The organism is Leptospira noguchii serovar Panama str. CZ214 (genome assembly GCF_000306255.2).
GTDB lineage: Bacteria > Spirochaetota > Leptospiria > Leptospirales > Leptospiraceae > Leptospira > Leptospira noguchii.
The window spans coordinates 34,581-52,479 of record NZ_AKWY02000033.1; the positions used below are offsets into that span (position 1 = coordinate 34,581).

16 protein-coding genes and 2 pseudogenes are annotated in these 17,899 nt (G+C 33.4%); 14 read left to right on the forward strand and 4 right to left on the reverse strand.

Annotated elements, in window-relative coordinates:
* Positions 1 to 378: 378 nt before the first annotated feature.
* The 3 genes and pseudogenes from LEP1GSC059_RS24910 to LEP1GSC059_RS23270 form a co-directional block, all read right to left on the reverse strand.
* Entirely contained in the window at positions 379 to 612 is a 234-nt protein-coding gene (locus tag LEP1GSC059_RS24910) for a DUF4269 domain-containing protein (RefSeq protein ID WP_017213773.1), read from the reverse strand.
* A 147-nt stretch (positions 613 to 759) separates the two neighbouring features.
* Positions 760 to 1,556, reverse strand: a protein-coding gene (locus LEP1GSC059_RS23265; protein WP_202900244.1) for an IS5 family transposase whose coding sequence is annotated in 2 segments (ribosomal slippage) — positions 760 to 1,211 and positions 1,211 to 1,556 — 798 coding nt in all. Because the reading frame shifts where the segments join, the coding sequence is not laid out codon by codon here.
* A 170-nt stretch (positions 1,557 to 1,726) separates the two neighbouring features.
* Positions 1,727 to 2,112: pseudogene (locus LEP1GSC059_RS23270) on the reverse strand (helix-turn-helix transcriptional regulator); the annotation flags it as partial.
* A 72-nt stretch (positions 2,113 to 2,184) separates the two neighbouring features.
* Between LEP1GSC059_RS23270 and LEP1GSC059_RS17005 the strand changes: the two are divergent.
* The 4 genes and pseudogenes from LEP1GSC059_RS17005 to LEP1GSC059_RS17020 all read left to right on the forward strand — a co-directional run.
* Positions 2,185 to 2,481 (forward strand): annotated as a pseudogene (locus LEP1GSC059_RS17005) (ankyrin repeat domain-containing protein); the annotation flags it as partial.
* Entirely contained in the window at positions 2,478 to 2,831 is a 354-nt protein-coding gene (locus tag LEP1GSC059_RS17010) for a hypothetical protein (RefSeq protein WP_081099814.1), read from the forward strand. The pseudogene LEP1GSC059_RS17005 and the gene LEP1GSC059_RS17010, both read left to right, overlap by 4 nt.
* A 431-nt stretch (positions 2,832 to 3,262) precedes the next feature.
* Positions 3,263 to 4,393, forward strand: coding sequence for a sensor histidine kinase (locus LEP1GSC059_RS17015; RefSeq protein ID WP_020981106.1), 1,131 nt, complete (start codon positions 3,263 to 3,265; stop codon positions 4,391 to 4,393).
* Between the two features lie 197 nt (positions 4,394 to 4,590).
* Positions 4,591 to 5,733: a sensor histidine kinase gene (locus tag LEP1GSC059_RS17020; protein ID WP_017213780.1), complete on the forward strand. Its 1,143-nt coding sequence runs from the start codon at positions 4,591 to 4,593 to the stop codon at positions 5,731 to 5,733.
* 61 nt (positions 5,734 to 5,794) lie between these two features.
* Here the strand turns inward: LEP1GSC059_RS17020 and LEP1GSC059_RS17025 are convergent, their stop codons facing one another.
* Positions 5,795 to 6,487: a SanA/YdcF family protein gene (locus LEP1GSC059_RS17025; RefSeq protein ID WP_017213781.1), complete on the reverse strand. Its 693-nt coding sequence runs from the start codon at positions 6,485 to 6,487 to the stop codon at positions 5,795 to 5,797.
* A 168-nt stretch (positions 6,488 to 6,655) separates the two neighbouring features.
* Here LEP1GSC059_RS17025 and LEP1GSC059_RS17030 point away from each other — a divergent pair, with 168 nt between their 5' ends.
* The 10 genes from LEP1GSC059_RS17030 to LEP1GSC059_RS17075 all read left to right on the forward strand — a co-directional run bounded on the left by LEP1GSC059_RS17030 (position 6,656) and on the right by LEP1GSC059_RS17075 (position 17,437).
* Complete coding sequence (locus LEP1GSC059_RS17030) at positions 6,656 to 7,201, forward strand: Spy/CpxP family protein refolding chaperone (RefSeq protein ID WP_017213783.1); 546 nt, start codon at positions 6,656 to 6,658, stop codon at positions 7,199 to 7,201.
* Between the two features lie 7 nt (positions 7,202 to 7,208).
* Positions 7,209 to 7,715 (forward strand): RNA polymerase sigma factor, encoded by a 507-nt coding sequence (locus LEP1GSC059_RS17035; RefSeq protein ID WP_002176878.1) that lies wholly within the window; start codon positions 7,209 to 7,211, stop codon positions 7,713 to 7,715.
* A gap of 18 nt (positions 7,716 to 7,733) precedes the next feature.
* The gene (locus LEP1GSC059_RS17040) at positions 7,734 to 8,093 is read left to right on the forward strand and encodes a hypothetical protein (RefSeq protein ID WP_002176918.1); all 360 of its coding nucleotides are present in this window, start codon (positions 7,734 to 7,736) and stop codon (positions 8,091 to 8,093) included.
* A gap of 279 nt (positions 8,094 to 8,372) precedes the next feature.
* Positions 8,373 to 9,344, forward strand: a complete 972-nt coding sequence (locus tag LEP1GSC059_RS17045; RefSeq protein WP_002176866.1) for a M23 family metallopeptidase — start codon at positions 8,373 to 8,375, stop codon at positions 9,342 to 9,344.
* Between the two features lie 18 nt (positions 9,345 to 9,362).
* On the forward strand, positions 9,363 to 11,408 hold the full coding sequence (gene ligA / locus LEP1GSC059_RS17050) for an NAD-dependent DNA ligase LigA (protein ID WP_017213784.1): 2,046 nt from the start codon (positions 9,363 to 9,365) through the stop codon (positions 11,406 to 11,408).
* A gap of 797 nt (positions 11,409 to 12,205) precedes the next feature.
* Positions 12,206 to 13,807 carry an acyl-CoA dehydrogenase family protein gene (locus LEP1GSC059_RS17055; RefSeq protein WP_017213785.1) on the forward strand — a complete coding sequence of 534 codons (1,602 nt, stop codon included), beginning with the start codon at positions 12,206 to 12,208 and terminating at the stop codon, positions 13,805 to 13,807.
* 800 nt (positions 13,808 to 14,607) lie between these two features.
* Positions 14,608 to 15,057: a MaoC family dehydratase gene (locus LEP1GSC059_RS17060; RefSeq protein ID WP_017213786.1), complete on the forward strand. Its 450-nt coding sequence runs from the start codon at positions 14,608 to 14,610 to the stop codon at positions 15,055 to 15,057.
* A 174-nt stretch (positions 15,058 to 15,231) separates the two neighbouring features.
* Complete coding sequence (locus LEP1GSC059_RS17065) at positions 15,232 to 16,755, forward strand: thiolase family protein (protein ID WP_017213787.1); 1,524 nt, start codon at positions 15,232 to 15,234, stop codon at positions 16,753 to 16,755.
* 19 nt (positions 16,756 to 16,774) lie between these two features.
* Complete coding sequence (locus tag LEP1GSC059_RS17070; protein ID WP_002176892.1) at positions 16,775 to 17,131, forward strand: hypothetical protein; 357 nt, start codon at positions 16,775 to 16,777, stop codon at positions 17,129 to 17,131.
* 78 nt (positions 17,132 to 17,209) lie between these two features.
* A complete protein-coding gene (locus tag LEP1GSC059_RS17075; protein WP_002176904.1) occupies positions 17,210 to 17,437 on the forward strand; it encodes a hypothetical protein in 228 nt (75 codons plus the stop codon).
* The last annotated feature ends 462 nt before the right edge of the window (positions 17,438 to 17,899 follow it).

Sequence of the window (17,899 nt, forward strand, 5' to 3'; positions counted from 1 at the left end):
TCAAAAAAATTTTATTGTCAAGCTTGATTCAATTCAATTTTTTTTCATAGAAAAATCGTACATATATGATCACTTACTACTATATTCATTTATCCGAAGTTGAAAAAAACGCGGACTTTAAAATAGAATTTCTTAGTTCTTCTCCGAAAAAACATTCCGGTTAAACAAAGTACGATACCGATCTTCTTTAATTCCTAAAAGATGAGTAAATGCAGATTCTGTTTTTCCACCTTCATTTTAAGAAGACGGATTTTTTCTTTAAATTGTGAACCGGCAAATTTTATTTGCTTTAGTACAAGAATATCTTGTCCAAACACTTCATAAAAAATTTTTCCGTTTTAAAACGAATTATGATTAAATTTTTATTTTGAAGAATTCTTATTCGAGTTTAAATTCCAAAAAGTTAGAAAATAAGTTTCTTAATGTTTTTGAGAAATTTTCTATATTGGAGAAAATGGCAGAGATATCTACGTCGCTAAAATTGTGATCTATATTAAAAGGAATGGTTCCGGTGATAACGGGTTTAAATTTCGAAATTTTTTCAAAATCAGATGTTTTTGTATTTATGTTTTTTAAATAGTCCACGGATAAAAATGAAATTTCAAAATTCATAAATAGAGTTATTGAAAAATTAATTTTCAATTAGTTTCCGTTTTATGGAAACGATTGATTGAAGCAGTTTTGTTGATATTAACTATGGAATTTTATTCAAAGAATATCAATCTCTCGCAAATTTTTAACTAAGAGCCGGTCTCAAAACTACCTATCAAAAAAGTTAAAAGCAATGATAGAGCTTGCGAGATAAAGAGATGCAAGATAATTTTCAGATTTTCTTTCCCAACGAATTAGGATAGCCCTGAATCGATTGTGCCAACTGTTAGTTCTTTCAACGACCCAACGTCTAGGTTTTCCTTTATATTTACCGATGAGAGGCTTTTCACCTTTTTTCCGAATATGAGATTGAATGTTTCTTCTTTTGATTAAAACTTCTATATCTTTGAAATCATAACCTTTATCTAAACAAATATGTTTTGGCTTCTTTCTTCTTTTTCCGGAAAATATTAGGATTGAATTCAACGTATCTTTTACACCGTGTTTGTCATGAACGTTAGCTCCAGTCAATGTAATTGCCAAAGGAATTCCATTTCCATCTGTAAGAATATGCCGTTTAACACCTAATTTGGCACGGTCTGTAGGGTTTTTCCCAGTTAAGCTCCCCCTTTGGGAGCTTTAACCATTGCCGAATCCATCGAAGCCCAGTCCCATGCTATTTGATTCTTTACATCATAATATTTTAAAATAGATTTATAAATCTTTTTGAATACTCCTGCTCGTTCCCATTCTTGAAATCTTCTGTGACAAGTTTGGCCTGATCCAAACTCATTCGGAATGGCACGCCACTGACAGCCTGTTTTCATTCGATAGATGATACCTGACATTACTACTCGTGTTGGTACTCGATTGCGACCTCCTTTCGGATTTACATTTTCTTTCGGGATTAATGGGGCTATTTGTTTCCAAAGTGCATCCGGTATCTCTGAATAATATTTGTCCATTTCACATTGATATTATTACCCTTTCTCTCTACAAACAGTTTTGAGACCGGCTCTAAGATCAATTTTGTAAATAGGGTAAATTACACAAAACTAAAGTTATTTATGAGAAATCAATCGGGCAACACGGGAGAAATGAAATACGCAATGAATTCCAATCTACCAGTAATTCACGATTTTTGATAGATAGAAAATGTTTGGTTCTCGATCGTTTTCAAATTTTTTTCTCGAATAGCGGCGATTTGATGATCGACATACCTCTTAGAAGTAAAAGGGTATTTTTTTCCTTATCGGAAAGGTCCCATACTTCCAATTGTCTTTGAAGAGATTCCTAGAAAGACTGATTCTTCTGAACTAAAAGTTGATTTTTATTTTTAAGTCCTTCGATCATTACTTTAACGGATTCGATATCAGTTTTTGTGTTTCTAATTTTTTGGAATAAAAAGTAAATTCCTATAATAGATAACAAACCAAATGCAGCTTCGATTGTGGTGAAATCAGCCTGAGATCTTTTTATCTAATTAATATCGAACGCGAAGGTCAAAATTTCTTCGATGATTCAAAGTAAAATTAAAAAAATATATATCGAAAAAAAATAAAATATATCTATCTCGTTTTCGGTGCCAGTCTATTTTTTAAAAATTATACTTCTTTGATGATTGCCGCCAAAGAAGGGGAATATCTAATTGCTGAATATCTGATTCAAATTGGAGCTAACGTGAACACAAGGACAAGGGAAGGCCATACGGCTTTAATGATCGCGTCTTACAGTCGTTATCCGGAGATTGTAAAACTTCTCATTAGGTCTGGTACAGACCGCGTGTAGTAACCGTTCAAGGACATACTACTTGGTCTGAATGTACATTAGAAAATTTTAAAATAATTTAAGAGATTTTTTTTACAAACTGGCGTGAGAAAAAAACGATGAAACGATTCTATTATTTTTTACTTGGGGTTTTAATGTTATTATTTGGGTCTTGTGCGAGTAATACAACCAGTTGTGAAAAAAACTGTGAGATTCAGCTATCCACTTGTTTACTTTTATCGACTGATTCGCAAAGCGGAAACCGGTCTGCTGCGGTACCGTTTCTTTGTTACCAAATGTGTGACACCTGTAAAGACAATTGTAGACTTAGGACTTCTTCCAGAAATGGTAACGGATCTAATAATAGTAGAGGTAGTGGTGGAAACCGGGCAAGTGGAACAAGTTCTTCTAACAGCGGTGCTAGCAATGTGGGAGGAGATAGTCATAGTATTTACGGAAGTGATACGTTTTAAAAAGATTTAAAGGAATTGTTCTCTTGTTTAGCAGCGATTATTCGGTTGCCATGTTTTCTGATTTGTATATTAGAGTTGCTAAAAAGTAAATTCTCCATCTATTTCTGTTTTATGGAAACGGTCGATTAAAACAGTTTTGTTAATCGGCATTATGGAATTTTTCAACAACTCTCTTCTTAAGAGATTCGGAAGTTTCAATTTATCATTGATAAGGATTATTTGATCTGGTTTCGTTATAAGATTGAAAATATCATTTCAAACTATTTTTACGGGATAGTTTTTCAAAACGATTCCGGTCAAAATAGGAAAGGATTTTGAAAAGAACAGCTTTAAATTTGTTTTAAATGGAATTGTATCTTTTTAACGAATTCCGTCTTATTATTTTAGAAGAAAATAATACTTAAAAAATTTCTTCTAAGCGGAGTTAAAAAGTGAAGTCATTCTTTGGTTTGATTGAACGAATTTATAAAGATAGAGATTATTTAACTCGCAAACGAGCTACTCATCTTTTTGTTTTTAATATTGCTGCATCACTCTTGGGGTTTTCATCCGCAGTTTTCCTATGGTTTGCCAAAGGAGAACTTTTTAGGGTGGGGTTTGCCGTTATGACTTTTGCATCTTTGATTTCTTTTATACTATTGTTGCGAAAAAAAATTGAGCTGGCTTTAAATATAATCTTATTTGCAAGTATTGTTTCTGTAACTGCGGGTTGGTTTTGGGGAATTCCTAATGCGGGTCCGGACGTAGGTAATAAAAATATCATTCTGAGTATATTTATTATGATTTTCTTATTTTTTACGGATGTTAAAAAAACCATCTTTGTCATGTTATACTGCCTTATTTTGATTTTTATAGATGAGTTTTATCTTAAAGAACACGACGTCGTTTACACTGCGGATAGAATCGGATTATTTTTTATGTTTTCAGTGATTTTAATTCTTACGGTAAGAACTCTATATAGATCCGTTCAAGAAAAGAATGAATTGATACAAGAAATTCATCATAGAGTTAGAAATAATCTTCAGGTTATTTCCGGTTTGGTGGAAATGCATAGTGGATCTGGTAAGGAGAATCTGCAGATCATACTATCCGATTTTCAAAATCGTATATTAGCAATATCTGAAGTTCATAATTATTTGTATAAATCTGAAAATTATTTCGAAATCGATTTTGCGGAGGTAATGGACAAGATTATTTTAAATCTTTCACATAGATTGGGAAAACGTTCTATCAACATAGAAACCGAAACTGAATCTATTTTTTTAAGAATCGAAAGTGCGATTCCTTGTGCTATGATTTTCAACGAATTATTATCCAATTCTTTAAAACACGCTTTTCATTCGGAAAAAGGAACCGTTCAAATTTCGTTTCGAAAAAAAGGAGGTAAATATTGCCTTCAAGTTTCTGACAACGGTTCTGGAATCAAGGATTCTAAAATATGGTCTAGGCCGAAAACGGCTGGTTTCACTTTGATACAAATATTGACAAAGCAGATCAAGGGTCGTTTTCAAATTTTCTCCGAAGGTGGTTTTACTACGGTTTTAGAATTTAACACGATCTGAAGAAGACTGAACAAGTTATAATTCTATAATAATTGAGTGATGTTAGAAAGTATAATCTAACTTTTCAAAAAACTGTCGTTGTGTTTGAATTCACTATACTTTACAAATTGTTTTGTAAAAAAATATTTTCTCTTCAAGTCTGATTAAATAGAGTGAGTTTTTTGTTTCTCGAGCGGGTGGAAAGAAGAGGTAAGCGAATGAAATTTTCAGGATTGACCAATCATATTTATAAAGACAGGGATTATCTTACTCGAAATAGGGCGTTCCATCTTTTCATTTTTAATGTGGTATCGATTTTATTAGGTGTATCTGTAAATTTTTATGTTTGGTTTGTGAAAGGCAATCTATTACGACCTGGTTTTTTGATCATCATGATTGCATCTACAGTGTCCTTGTTTTTTCTATTGAGAAAAAAGTTTGAATTGGCCCTCAAAATTGTTTTGATTGCAAGTGTAATTGCTGTTAGTATTGGTTGGTTTTTTGGACTTTCGCAGGGAAATTCTCCTTTGGACGAAGGTAATAAGAATATTGTTTTGGCTATATTTATTATGATATTCTTATATTTTGCAAATGTAAAACGAACTCTTTTGATCGCAGTTTACTGTTTTGCTTTGATTTTTATGGAAGAGCTTTTAATGCAACAAAATCACGAATCTATTCATATGGTCGATCGGATCGCTCTATTTTTCATGTTTTCTGTAATTTCGATTATCGCCGTAAAAACTCTCCATGGATCCATTGAGGAAAAGAACGAATTAATACAAGAAATTCATCATAGAGTTAGAAATAACCTTCAGGTTCTTTCCGGTTTGGTGGAAATGCACAGCCATTCTGACCAAGGTAATATTAGAAATATACTATCTGATTTTCAAAATCGTATATTAGCAATATCTGAAGTTCATAATTATTTGTATAAGTCCGAAAATTATTTTGACATAGATTTTTCAGAAGTGATTGAAAAAATAGTTATAAATTTAGTTCATAAATTTGGTAAACAATCCGTAAAAATAGAAAATCTAACAGAACAGGTTTTTTTAAGAATCGAATATGCGATACCTTGCGCTATGATTTTTAGTGAACTTTTATCTAATTCTTTAAAACATGCGTTTTCTTCGGATATGGGGAAAGTTGTCATTCGGTTTCATAAAGAAGGAAATAAATATCGTCTTCAAATTGAGGATGATGGTTCTGGAATATCCGATTCTAAAACTTGGTTGAAGCCAAAAACCTCTGGCTTTGAATTGATTCAACTTTTGACCAAACAGATAAAAGGTAATTTTCAAATTCTTTCAGATTCTGGTTCTACAGCCGTGCTTGAATTTAACGTTCAGGCATATTAAAAATTACAAAAGTGGATATTCAAATTTACGATTTTAAAATCAAAAAATAGATTCAAAAATTTTAAAGAACGGAACCTTTCCAGGTTTTGACCCCGCTTCCTTTGATTGGAAAAGGGTCCCCTAAAAATTTAGGGTTTGTTTTGAATAAATTCATGTCAATCCAAGCTAAAGTCCTTGCAAAAAATTCTCTAAATCTGCTGAAAGGTCCACTTGTATAAATTCTTCGATCAGATTCGAAGGCCTGAAATTTAAGACCGATTTTTTTTGCAAGAAACGCTGCTCTAGGTTGGTAGACTCTTTGGCTGACAAAAATCAAATCTTGAATTTGAAAAATTTCCTTTGCACGGATCAATGTGTCTAACGTTCTAAAACCCGCATGATCCACGAATATATCTTTTTCGTTCACTTCATTTTTAAGAATGTAGAGTAACATAGGTTTTACTTCGTTGTAATAAATAGAGCCGTTATCTCCAGAGAGAAGGATTTTTTTTACCTTACCTTGGTGATACAGTTCTAAAGCGCAGTCTAATCTGTCTTTTAAAACTGCGGAAGGTTCGTTTTTATAAACGGAAGCTCCTGGAACTACCGCGACCGTTGCGGGTTTTGCCGATCTGTGATTTTGAAATCTTTCTGTATGAAGATATAATTCTTCAAAACTGAAATCGATCGTAATGGGAATGGATATAAGGATACAAAAAAAGAAAAAACTTCGAGTGTAAAACTTGGATTTTTTGAAATAACCTAACTGAAACACGGAATTTTGGAATCCTTCAAAATCAGTGATTTTTTCGTATAAACTTACAAGCGAAATTTTAATAGAAAAAGTCCTTTTTTACTTTTCAGCGAATCTGAATCAGGAAAAATTTTCGAAACAGGAAACAAAACCTTGAGCCACGGGTCTTATCTATTGAGTAAAAACCTAATGAATCTCCTGAGTTCGTTTGTCAGAATTACTGTCGCCGGTTGTTTTTTAGCTCCGGCGGTTGTTTTTTCCCAGGAGTTAATGGGATTACGTTCCGGTGTGGATTCTAATTCTACTCCGGTTCGGCAGTTGGCGCCGATTAAGCAATTGAGAAGTTTTGGTTTAGTTTTTGGAAATGTAGATACTGTAAGAGAAAGGTTTGCACTTTCCGAAAAACAATTGGATGAGATTTCTAAGATCAATGAGAAACATAAAAAGGAACATCTTAGGTGGCTCCAAAAAATTTCTCCTATCGAAATTGAACTGGAAGGACTTTTAATGAAGCCTAACGTGGATCTTGTAAAAATCAGAAAACTACTTGTCGAGATAGGAAAATACTCAGCCGAAATTCGGATCAATCAAATTTCGCACCGTTTGGCTATAGAAAAAATACTCACTCAGGATCAAAAGTCCAAAATCAAAGAACAACGTCCGGAGCCTAAATTCCCTGTGAATCTTTTTTCTCCGGAGAGAATCATCCTTCCAATACAAGGAATCTTACACTGAGGTATTCATGGAGCAAAAAGAATTTACCGAATTAATCGATTCAACGAAACATATTGTACTTTCGGCGATTAAAAAGAATCTGTTCGAGGAATTTCACGATTCCATTGATGACGTAGTACAGGAAACTTATTTCCGGGCTTACAAAAGTCTTTCTGCAAATAAGTTCCGAGGAGATTCTTCCATAAGCACTTGGCTTTATACCATTGCAAGAAACGAATCTTTGAGAATGAATCAAAAGAGATCCAGACAAACGGCTCTTGCGAGTAAGTTAAAAGAGAAAGTGATCTTCGATAATTCTAATCAAGAAAAAGAATCTATCAGTTTCACTGATTTTGAATTGAAGGATCTTTTAGCAATGCTTCCTTGGAAATATAAATCTGTGCTAAGTCTTGTAGGTGAAGGATATAAGGAACAACAGATCGCGGAAAAACTAAGTATTCCGGAAGGAACCGTAAAATCTAGAGTATTTCGTGGAAAGCAGATGTTGAAAAAGAACTTGGTAGATAAGCAGTGATATAGGATCAAAAGCAGAATGGAATCAAATGGATTCGACAAAGAAATTTCGGACAGACTTTCTAGTAAAGTTTGGAGTTCTAAAATCTGCGACGCGGTTTATAAAAGACGTCGCTGGAAAATGATTCAATTTGGATTGATTGCATTTTTATCTGCGTTTTTTTCCAGCTCGATTGTTTGGTTGACTTTTTTTGAAAACCAAGAAGCTGAACTTGCACGTAATGAACTTCAGTTTTGGGTTCAGGAACAAATTTATGGAACGACTGTAGAGGCTGAATCCAAAGTTCAAAATAAGATTTATAATCAAGAAACAATGAAAAAAAATCCAGTTTCTTTAGATGTGGATACTTTAATTGAAGCTTCTTTAGATCGTAGATAATGTAAAATATATTATAAAATAATAATATTTTGAATAGGTTCTGATGGTGGCTTTTACTTTTTAATTATAGTGTGTCTCAAAACTTAATTTTGCCTTATCAAAACGTTAAGTTACAAAAATCTGTTCCGGTTTTGGGACAAATTCTTATATCGAGTTCACGTTAAGTTCACTCTAAAGTTTTTAGTCTCATTAGATCTACATAAGTAATACTTATGGGCTTGGTTTCCACTTGACCTGTATTTCACCTAAGTAGACTCTTAGCCAGGAGTCTTAAATCCTATGGAAAAACAAATCCGCAAACGGTTGGATCGGGTTAAAGAGAAAGGTCATCAAAGATTGACCGTACTCCTCATTCCTCATGGTTTTGATAAATCCTTTCATTTTCAAATATCAGTTTTTACGATTTTTTTTCTTTTTAGTCTTTTGGTTTCCATTTTGGGAATCGCTGTTTTCGGAATTGTAAAATACAATAATACAAGAAAACAAATCAACGCACTATCTCAAATTTATGGGAAATATTTTGACGAATACATTGAATATTCGGAACAGTTAGAAGGAGTTCAAGACGACTTTCTGGCTCTTACTGAAAATTTAGAGGAAATTTATTCTCTAATCGACGGACACGGAGATGAGATGTTAAAACTTCCTGATGAGTCTGATATAGAAACGATTGCACTCGCGGAATTAAAAACTGAAGAATCGGCTGACAAGGATCTTATGTTGGGAAGAAGTTATCTTTCCGAAATCTACGGATATAGAACCGCGCGGGTTTATATGGATAAACATCGCCCTTTGATGGATAGCGTTTACGATTTTTTAAACCTTAGATATGATGTAATGGATGCGATTCCTTTTGGAGAACCTTTGTATTCTTACAACCTTACTTCTTATTTCGGAACCAGAAGATCACCTACTACTGGTTATATGGAATATCACGATGGGATTGATTTAGCAAACGTTCCCGGAACTCCGATTTATGCGACTGGTAACGGAAAGATCCATCGAGTCATTTATTCCAACCGAGGTTATGGAAATCATATCGTAATTCAACATGCAAACGGTTACTTTTCGCTTTTCGGACATTGTACTAAAATTTTCGTAAAAGACGGTCAGCAGATTCGAAAAGGAAACTTGATCGCCACAGTCGGCTCTACTGGAAACGTCACCGGACCTCATTTACATTATGAAATTTGGATCGGAGAATCCAATCGCACCGATCCGATGGAATATCTCAAAGTTCCAGTTTATTGATCTTAACCCGGACACAATATGCCAAAGAAAAAGGAAGATTCTCAGAAAACTCTTTCGGAGAAAGAGGCTAAAGGACTTATAGTCAAACTCTCCGACAAAATCCGTCATCATCAATATCTCTATTACGTAAAAAACGATCCGAAAATTTCTGATTTTGATTTCGATCAGTTGTTCAGACAACTTCAAGATTTAGAGGAAAAGTTTCCGCAGTTTAAAGATTCTGCAAGTCCTACCTTGGTGGTGGGTTCTGATCTAGATAAGGATTTTGAAAAGTTTCAACATAAACTTCCGGTATTGTCTCTTATCAATACGTATAACGACAACGAGTTATTAGAATGGGTCAATAAAACTGGTCCGGAAGAATTATACTCAGTAGAATGGAAAATAGACGGTGCTTCTATTGTACTATATTATGAAAATGGAATTCTTAAAAACGGAGTCACTAGAGGTTCCGGCGGAATTGGGGACGACGTTACTGACAATATTCGAACTATTCGAAATATTCCTCTTCGTTTGCCGGAGCCTATAACGGTTTATCTTCGTGGCGAAGTTTTTATGACTTTTAAGGATTTTGAAGAATTTAATGCACTTTCTTCCGGCAAATATGCAAATCCAAGAAACTTATCTGCCGGATCTATTAAACAAAAGAATTCCTCGGATACGGCAAAACGTCCTCTTAGAATTTTTACTTACGACGCAACCTTTCCGAGTCTGGAAAAAAAATTTAAAACACACCAAGAGATTTTTTCCAAACTCGAAAAACTTACATTTCCAATTCCACCTAACACGGTTTTTGTGACTGGATCTAAAATTGCGAAAATCATCCAGGAATTTAAGAAACAAAAAGATTCTTTGGGATTTCCGACTGACGGCCTTGTAATCAAACTCAACGATATTTCTAAACGGGATGCACTTGGTTATACTTCTCATTCTCCTAGATGGGCAAGAGCGTATAAATTCGATGCAATTATGAAAGAAAGTAAAATCGTAGATATAACTTATGCGGTTGGTCGAACTGGAAAAATTACTCCTAGAGCGGAAATAGAACCTGTGAATCTTGCAGGGACGACCGTTACGTTTGCGACTCTTCACAACCAAGATTATATAGACGAGCTTGGGGTAGGGATTGGTGCGATTGTAAGAGTGGCAAAACGTGGAGAAATTATTCCTGCAGTGGAAGAAGTGATCACTCCCGGTAAAGACGTTTTTAAAATTCCGGACCGCTGCCCTTCCTGTAATACTCAAACGATTAAAAAAGAAAGTTTAGTCGATCTATTTTGTCCTAATCCAGATTGTCCCGATCGTGTGAAAAATGGAATTATCTTTTACTGTCAGAGAAAACAGATGGATATTGAAGGACTCGGAGATAAACAGATCGAGTTCTTGTATGATCACGATTATATAAAGTCTATTGCGGACTTGTATGATCTGAAAGATCAAAAAGAAAAGCTAATGGAGGAAGAAGGTTTTGGAGAAAAAAGTGTAAACATTATTCTCAAAGGGATAGAACAATCCAAACAAAAGGATTTTCGTTTTTTACTTCCTTCTCTTGGGCTTTCTGAACTCGGTCACAAAGTAACAGAATTGTTAATCGAACATGGAATTGATTCTATGAACGAAATTCTTTCTATTGCCAAAGATCAAAAAAAGATAGAATCTCTTTTGGAAATTCCTGGAATTGGACCTTCCACGATCCAAGCCTTTCAGGAAAATTTTTCTGATCAAAGAGTTTTAAAACTTATAGAACGTCTTAAAAAAGCGGATCTTAAAATGAAAGCGGATCCTGTTAAGGTTGCGGATCAACAACCGTTTGTGGGACAATCCTGGTGTGTAACCGGTTCTTTTGAAAATTTCCAGCCAAGAGATAAAGCGATGGATCTGATCGTTTATTATGGAGGAAGGAAGGTGAGCGCTGTAAGTTCAAAAACCACTCATCTTTTGGCTGGTCCAGGTGCCGGATCTAAATTAGAAAAAGCGAATGAACTTGGAATCACCGTATACGACGAAAAACAATTTTTGGACTTGTTGAAGTCTTTGAAAATCGATTTCAAAAATCTTGTTTAGAGTTTTTTGTAAAACAGATTAAAAGTATTTTTTATTATAAAAGATTACTTTTGAAAATAATAGAGTCATTGAAAAATGAATCTCCATCTGTTTTATGGAAACGGTCGGTTGAAGTAGCTTTATTGATCGTCACTATGAAATTTTTCAACAACTCTATTATTTTGATCGTAGAGAATCTCATGGATTTGGGTTTTTCGGTAAAATGTATGAACTCATACAATTTTTAACAGAGAAAAACATATTAAAATTCTATAAACTATCTTAGAGATGTAATTTGTAGGAACTACTTCGTTTTGCTATAATCATGTACGAAGAAAAAACATCAAAAATAAAAAAGGGATTTTGCGAAAATGTAAAAATCCTAACAAATTGAGCCATTCTAAAATTAGAGGATTTTTTAAGAGGGCTAAATATTTAACTTTTAAAACAAACTCGCAGTATTATTTTATACTTCTTTGTAGTGACAAATATGATTGTGATTTTTGCAATCACTATAAATTAAAATTTTATAGAGTCAATATATTCTTGATTTATAATAAATAAAATTTTAATTTGATCAATATTTTAAGAGTTAAATTTATCTGCAAATGTTTTCTTGAGTATGTTTGGGTTGTTTAAAAGTTATTGGCTCCTTTAAGAATTTGTTTTTATAGAAATTTTAATTTAACTTCTTATGGATCTATCATAGGCAAGTAAAATAAATTTTCTATTTGGATGTAGAATTGATGGTCCTATTGTGAACAATTTAATCAAACAAAGTGAAATACTTTAAAATATACTGGAGCTAATGAACTGAGATGTTATTTTTAAATCCATATATAAAAAATGAAGACCTGGATTTTTACAATACGGTCAAAGAATTTGCAAAAGAAAGGATTCTCCCTTCTGTGGAACAAAGGGACGAAGGTTGTATTTGGGATAATGAACTCTGGAAAGAAATGGGTTCTATGGGATTATTAGGAATTCCTATTCCAGAAGAATACGGAGGTCAAGGAGGAAATTGTTTTCAATGTTGTCTTGCACAAGAAGCGTTTAACGCGGGTTCGTTGGACTCTGGGTTTGGGCTTTCTTGGGGAGCGCATATGATTATAGGAAGTCTTCCGATTTTATTTCAAGGAACTGAAGCTCAAAAAAATAAATATTTACTTAAGTTAGCAAGCGGAGAATGGATCGCTGGTTTGGGATTGACCGAGCCCGATTCTGGATCGGACGCCGCTGGAATGAGAACTTACGCGGAAAAGACGAAAGATGGATTTATTCTGAATGGAAGTAAAACTTTCATAACTAACGGACCGATTGGCCAAGTGTTTATCATTATGGCAAGAACTACAAAGTCTCGTGGACCGATGGGAATTTCTGCGTTTATCGTAGAATCTAAAAACAAAGGATTCAGTGTTTCTAAAGTTCTAAAAAAGTTAGGACATAACACTTCTACAACTGCGGAACTTGTATTCGAAAATATGCATGTTCCAGATGAAAATTTATTGGGTCCTTTGCACTCTGGATTTTTAAGAATTGGAAAAGCGACTTTAGAATGGGAACGAACCGTACTTCTTGCTGCTTTGATGGGAGGAATGGAAAACATATTAGAAAGTTGTATTCGATATTCATGGCAAAGGCAACAATTTGGAAAACCAATTCTGAACTTTTTTGCAATCAAGGAAAAAATTGCGAGAATTTGGGTTTATCTATGTGCAGCAAGAAGAATGACCTACTTTGTAGCACGTAAAAAAGATTCTGAACCTAACGTAAGTTTGCCGATGGAAAGTTCTATTCTGAAAGTATTTGCTTCTGAAGTAAGTGAAGAGGTGGCTTCTGATGCGGTTCAGATTCATGGAGGAATGGGTTATATGAGAGAGGTTCCAGTAAGTCGATTTTACAGAGATGTAAAGTTGGGAACGATTGGGGGAGGAACTTCGGAAATTCAAAGAAGTATTATATCCGCGAGTTATGGAGGATACGAATCTTATCAAAAAATAATCCAAAGTATGTCCACGGAAGAAGTAAGAAATTTTTTCGAAGAAAAAATGAAAGATGCTCCGATTGGCAAATTGATACAATCTTTAGATATTTTAATTCAGACCGTGGGAGAAAATTCAGAAAGAAAAAAAAGACAAGCCTTTGAGTTTGGATTTGCGGATCTATTGACTTTGACAACGATTTTAAAATTAAGTTTATGGGATTTAACGAAAAATGACGAGCATTATAAAATTAACGATAAAAAAAGGGATTTTAATATACTCGTATATTATCTCACTGCCAGATATATTAAGGGAATTGTATATTTAAAGGAATTAAATGAAAGAGAAACCAAGGAATTATTGCGCGCATTTGGAAATTTAAATCCACCCGAAAAAGAAATAGAAGAGAGTATTGAATATTTAAAGGCCGGATTTTAGATAACGTATCATTCCGGTGTCAGTTTTTTGTATAGAGAAAAAAATATATTCATAATTTAGAATATAATTTTATGAATTATATTGAGAAAAGCTCCTAGGGTTTTACCACTTACTGTCGCCATCTGAAACTAGGTAGATCTTACTGTAAAAATTTGATTTGTGGTAGTCTTATATTCAAAGAATATAAGTGCTCTGAAAAAATAAATGTAGAAACACAATAATTTTTACCAGAGAAACGTATTAAAAGTCTATAAATTACTTTAAGAGACGTAATTTGTGGGAACTACCCATTTTATGATTATTTAGAGTTATATAATAGAATATCTGATATTTGTTCTAACAAATAGGATTTCATTCAAATAAATTTATATAACCAATTCAAATTGATTCAAGGACTTACTGATCCTTATATGGTAAAATATCTGGATTGTAACTAAATTCTATAAAATAGTTTTTTTATTTTTGTAACGATCGCAAAACAGCAATTTTATGAAAAAATTTGATTGGACTACAATTTTATAGAGGTTTTCTTACTGGTTCGGACGTATAAAAATAGTATCAAAAATTAACAGTTGATTTTATAAAGATGCAGAAGTTCTAGAAAATTACATTTAATTCGGAGTTATTGGCTTTTTGAGAGAGATACTATATTCTAAGTTTTAAACAAGTTCAGCATAGTATTATTTTTATACGTCCGAATAATAAGAAAAATATTTCATTTATATAATCTCAACTTACGTAACGCTAAAAGTAAAGATTCATTTCAAAAATATAAAATAAGACAATCGGAGAAATTAAGAATGTATAAAAAAGGAAAATCTTATGAAGAGATTGAAATCGGAGAAAAAGCGAGTTTTACTAAAACGATTACGGAGACTGACATTTATCTTTTTGCCGGAATTAGCGGCGATTTTAATCCACTTCACGTAAATGAGGAATATGCAAAAACCACTATATTCGGAACCAGAATTGCACACGGAGGACTTGCAGCGTCGTTACTTGCGCCTGTTCTTGGAATGAAATTGCCCGGTCTTGGAACCGTAGCCTTGGAAACTGTAACCAAGTTTCGAAAACCAGTTTATCCTGGAGACACAGTCACTTGCGCCGTAGAGGTAAAAAATAAGATTGAAAAAATGAAAATAATCCAAATGAAAATACTTTGGACCAATCAAAAAGGGGAAACGATCGGAAAAGGAGAATGTAAAGTTTTCCCCCCTGGTTTCAGTCCAGAAACAGTAAGTTATGATTAGAGATGATCGTATTAAAAATTTTCGATTTATTTTTAAACATTATATAAGATATTACTTAGCACTATAAAATAGAATATCTAAAATTCTAAATACATTTTAAACTTTATAATGTTTTGATATAAATATAGATGTTTTTAAACCTATTTTAAGAAATAAAATTTAAAAGGTAAATCTATGAATCCTGTTGTATTAGGAGTAAGCGATTCGATAGCGTCCGACTTTCCAGGGGAATATAAAGAATGGACTGGGGAAAAAAAAGTATTAGAACATTATAAAAAATCAATATCAGATCTTTTAGAGTTTTTAGAAATGAAACCGGAAACTCTTAAAGAAATTCTCACCGATTTTATAAGTATAGAACCGGCGTCTTTGGAAAAAACTGGATACGGACATAGTGCGCGGATCGCAAATGAACTCGGTTATACAGGATTTCGTTCTCATCTTATAGATTTAGGAGGAGCTAGTGTTACAGGCGCTCTGGGACAAGCGAAAACAATTCTTCAATCTGATCCGGAGGCAGTGGTATTAATTGCGGCTGCAGACGTTCCAAAATCCTCATTTAAACAAGTATCCGATCTAAAACGTTTAAACGAAACAGTATGTCATCCGTTATACGAGCTTAATTATGGAGCAACCTTGATTTCTATGTACGGGCTTTTGATGAAAAGGATGATGTATGAAAATAACATTACTCAAAAAGATCTCGAAGAAATTACAAAAAAATTTAGAGCGAACGCTATTATAAATTCTAGAGCGAGTGTATACGGACAAGAAATCACAGAAAAACAAATTACTAGAAACGTTGTCGATCCATATTCAGCACCTATGATTGCAGTTGTAACCGATCATGGATTTGCCACTTTGTTAGTATCCGAAAAAAAAGCAAAAAAATTACAGATTCAGGGAAAGATCAGAAAAGAAATCACCCCAATGTATTTGATTGGAACTGGGCAAGCAGTACATTCAGAATACTTTATATTTAAAGGAGGTTTTGACACACCTGCCGGAAGAGCAGGGGATCTGGCTTTTTCCTCCGCTGGAATTGAAAGAGAGGAAATTGATTACGCTTGGATTTATGACTGTTTTACCGGAATGGTAATTCTTCAATCGTCTGAATACTTCGGAATTTCCAAAAAGGAAGTTTCAGAAAATCTAAAAAACGGAATTATAAAATTCAAAAATGGTAAAACAATTCGGATTAATCAAATGGGGGGAATTTTAAATTATCAGGCTGCTATGTCTATTTCGGCGGCGACAGGTTTGGTAGATGTAGCGGCGCATTACGGATTGTATTCTAAAGTAGCGCCTAACGTTTTAATTACACGTCCTGGAAAAACTTTATTGGGAGGAAACGGAGGAATTGACAGTATTAACTCGGTAGCAATTTTCTCATCCGAACCTTCTAAGTTAAAACCGAAAAAGATAAAAACAAAACTGCTTTTTTTAAATCAAAACTGGGCAAATGACAATGAAATCGGAACGCTTTATTCTTCTACGACTGTAAATTTAAATCCAGGATTTATTACAAAAACACCTTATTCATTAGCACTCGTAAAAATGAAACGGGGTCGTTATGTAATGGTAAATGTATTCAATTCAAAAGGAGAACTTTTAAAAACGGATCAAGGCCTTCGGTTTGATTCTTCGAAATTAAAAATCCAAAATGAAAACGGCATTTTGAAAGGAATTTTAGTATAAGCTGAAAGAAATTTTTAAAATGATCAGTCAGACATCTTCCAAGACTTCGCAAAATTTAGAATTGGATCGATTTATGCACATAAAGGCTGAGAATGTTCGAACCGGGCAAGTTCGGGTTTTTAACGGTTCCGACTTAATTTTGGTTCCTGATTCTTCCCATGAAAAAGAAGGAACTATGTTTCTTCACGGAAGAAAGGTTGAAAATTGTCTCAATCTTAGAAAATATTCTACTTTTTTTGTAGTTGCAGATTTTGTCTCTAAAACAGGATTTCCGGATAAAATTAAGTTACAGGAAATCGGACCGGATGGGTCTGTTTTTGAAATTTCTGAAAGTAAAATAGATTGTTACCGGGTTATGGGAATATTTTTAGAATAGAAATTACTTTCTGCTGGATTTGAACTCCTATAAAAATAGAATCCGTAATGAGACATTCTTTCCTAGGGGAATTTAATCATGGTCCAAAAGAAGAAGACCAAAGTTCAAAAAACTACGTCTAAAAAAAGTAAAGGCTCTGTAAATTCTTCGATTACAAAAAACGATATTCGACTTACTGATATGTTGGATCTTGCCGCAGAAGAGTTCGTAAAAACGATTGAAATTATGGCAAAGCTGACTTCCGGAAATAGGACGAAGTTAAAAAATTCTATTAAAACTGCAGCTAAGAATATTCTAAAAGATTGATAAATAATTTTTTAAACGATTCGTTTTCTAATTCAGTCAATTTTTTTCCAAAAAGTCAAAGCGCTTTATAAAACTTTGGAAAAAAATTTCCAAAATTGATTCGATTTTTTAAAAGAATTGTAGTCAACTATAAGTATGGAAAACTTATTTCTGATCACTCTACTATTCTTAATTTTATTTGAGCAGTATAAAACCAGGGTTTCCCGGGAAAAAGTTCCGATTCGTGCTTTAAAACAGTACGTCCATCGTTAACATTCAATTCTTGATAGAGACCGGGAAATTCCCGGTTTACTATTTTTATTTCATTTTAAACTAACATCAATTTGATGTACGAATTTATGGTTCGTTTTGTTATAAAAAAAATTGGATGTAGTAACTCTTTCATAGAATCAAAAATGAATATTAAAGATGTTGAAAAATAATTTTCTTCTTTTTCATTACTCAGAGCTATAAGAATACTTC

Bases quoted from the DNA above. Each gene is read 5' to 3' on its own strand.
- LEP1GSC059_RS24910 (WP_017213773.1), bottom strand. From the start codon at position 612: ATGAATTTTGAAATTTCATTTTTATCCGTGGACTATTTAAAAAACATA.
- LEP1GSC059_RS17010 (WP_081099814.1), top strand. From the start codon at position 2,478: ATGAAACGATTCTATTATTTTTTACTTGGGGTTTTAATGTTATTATTT.
- LEP1GSC059_RS17020 (WP_017213780.1), top strand. From the start codon at position 4,591: ATGAAATTTTCAGGATTGACCAATCATATTTATAAAGACAGGGATTAT.
- LEP1GSC059_RS17030 (WP_017213783.1), top strand. From the start codon at position 6,656: ATGAATCTCCTGAGTTCGTTTGTCAGAATTACTGTCGCCGGTTGTTTT.
- LEP1GSC059_RS17035 (WP_002176878.1), top strand. From the start codon at position 7,209: ATGGAGCAAAAAGAATTTACCGAATTAATCGATTCAACGAAACATATT.
- LEP1GSC059_RS17040 (WP_002176918.1), top strand. From the start codon at position 7,734: ATGGAATCAAATGGATTCGACAAAGAAATTTCGGACAGACTTTCTAGT.
- LEP1GSC059_RS17045 (WP_002176866.1), top strand. From the start codon at position 8,373: ATGGAAAAACAAATCCGCAAACGGTTGGATCGGGTTAAAGAGAAAGGT.
- ligA (WP_017213784.1), top strand. From the start codon at position 9,363: ATGCCAAAGAAAAAGGAAGATTCTCAGAAAACTCTTTCGGAGAAAGAG.
- LEP1GSC059_RS17055 (WP_017213785.1), top strand. From the start codon at position 12,206: ATGTTATTTTTAAATCCATATATAAAAAATGAAGACCTGGATTTTTAC.
- LEP1GSC059_RS17060 (WP_017213786.1), top strand. From the start codon at position 14,608: ATGTATAAAAAAGGAAAATCTTATGAAGAGATTGAAATCGGAGAAAAA.
- LEP1GSC059_RS17065 (WP_017213787.1), top strand. From the start codon at position 15,232: ATGAATCCTGTTGTATTAGGAGTAAGCGATTCGATAGCGTCCGACTTT.
- LEP1GSC059_RS17070 (WP_002176892.1), top strand. From the start codon at position 16,775: ATGATCAGTCAGACATCTTCCAAGACTTCGCAAAATTTAGAATTGGAT.
- LEP1GSC059_RS17075 (WP_002176904.1), top strand. From the start codon at position 17,210: ATGGTCCAAAAGAAGAAGACCAAAGTTCAAAAAACTACGTCTAAAAAA.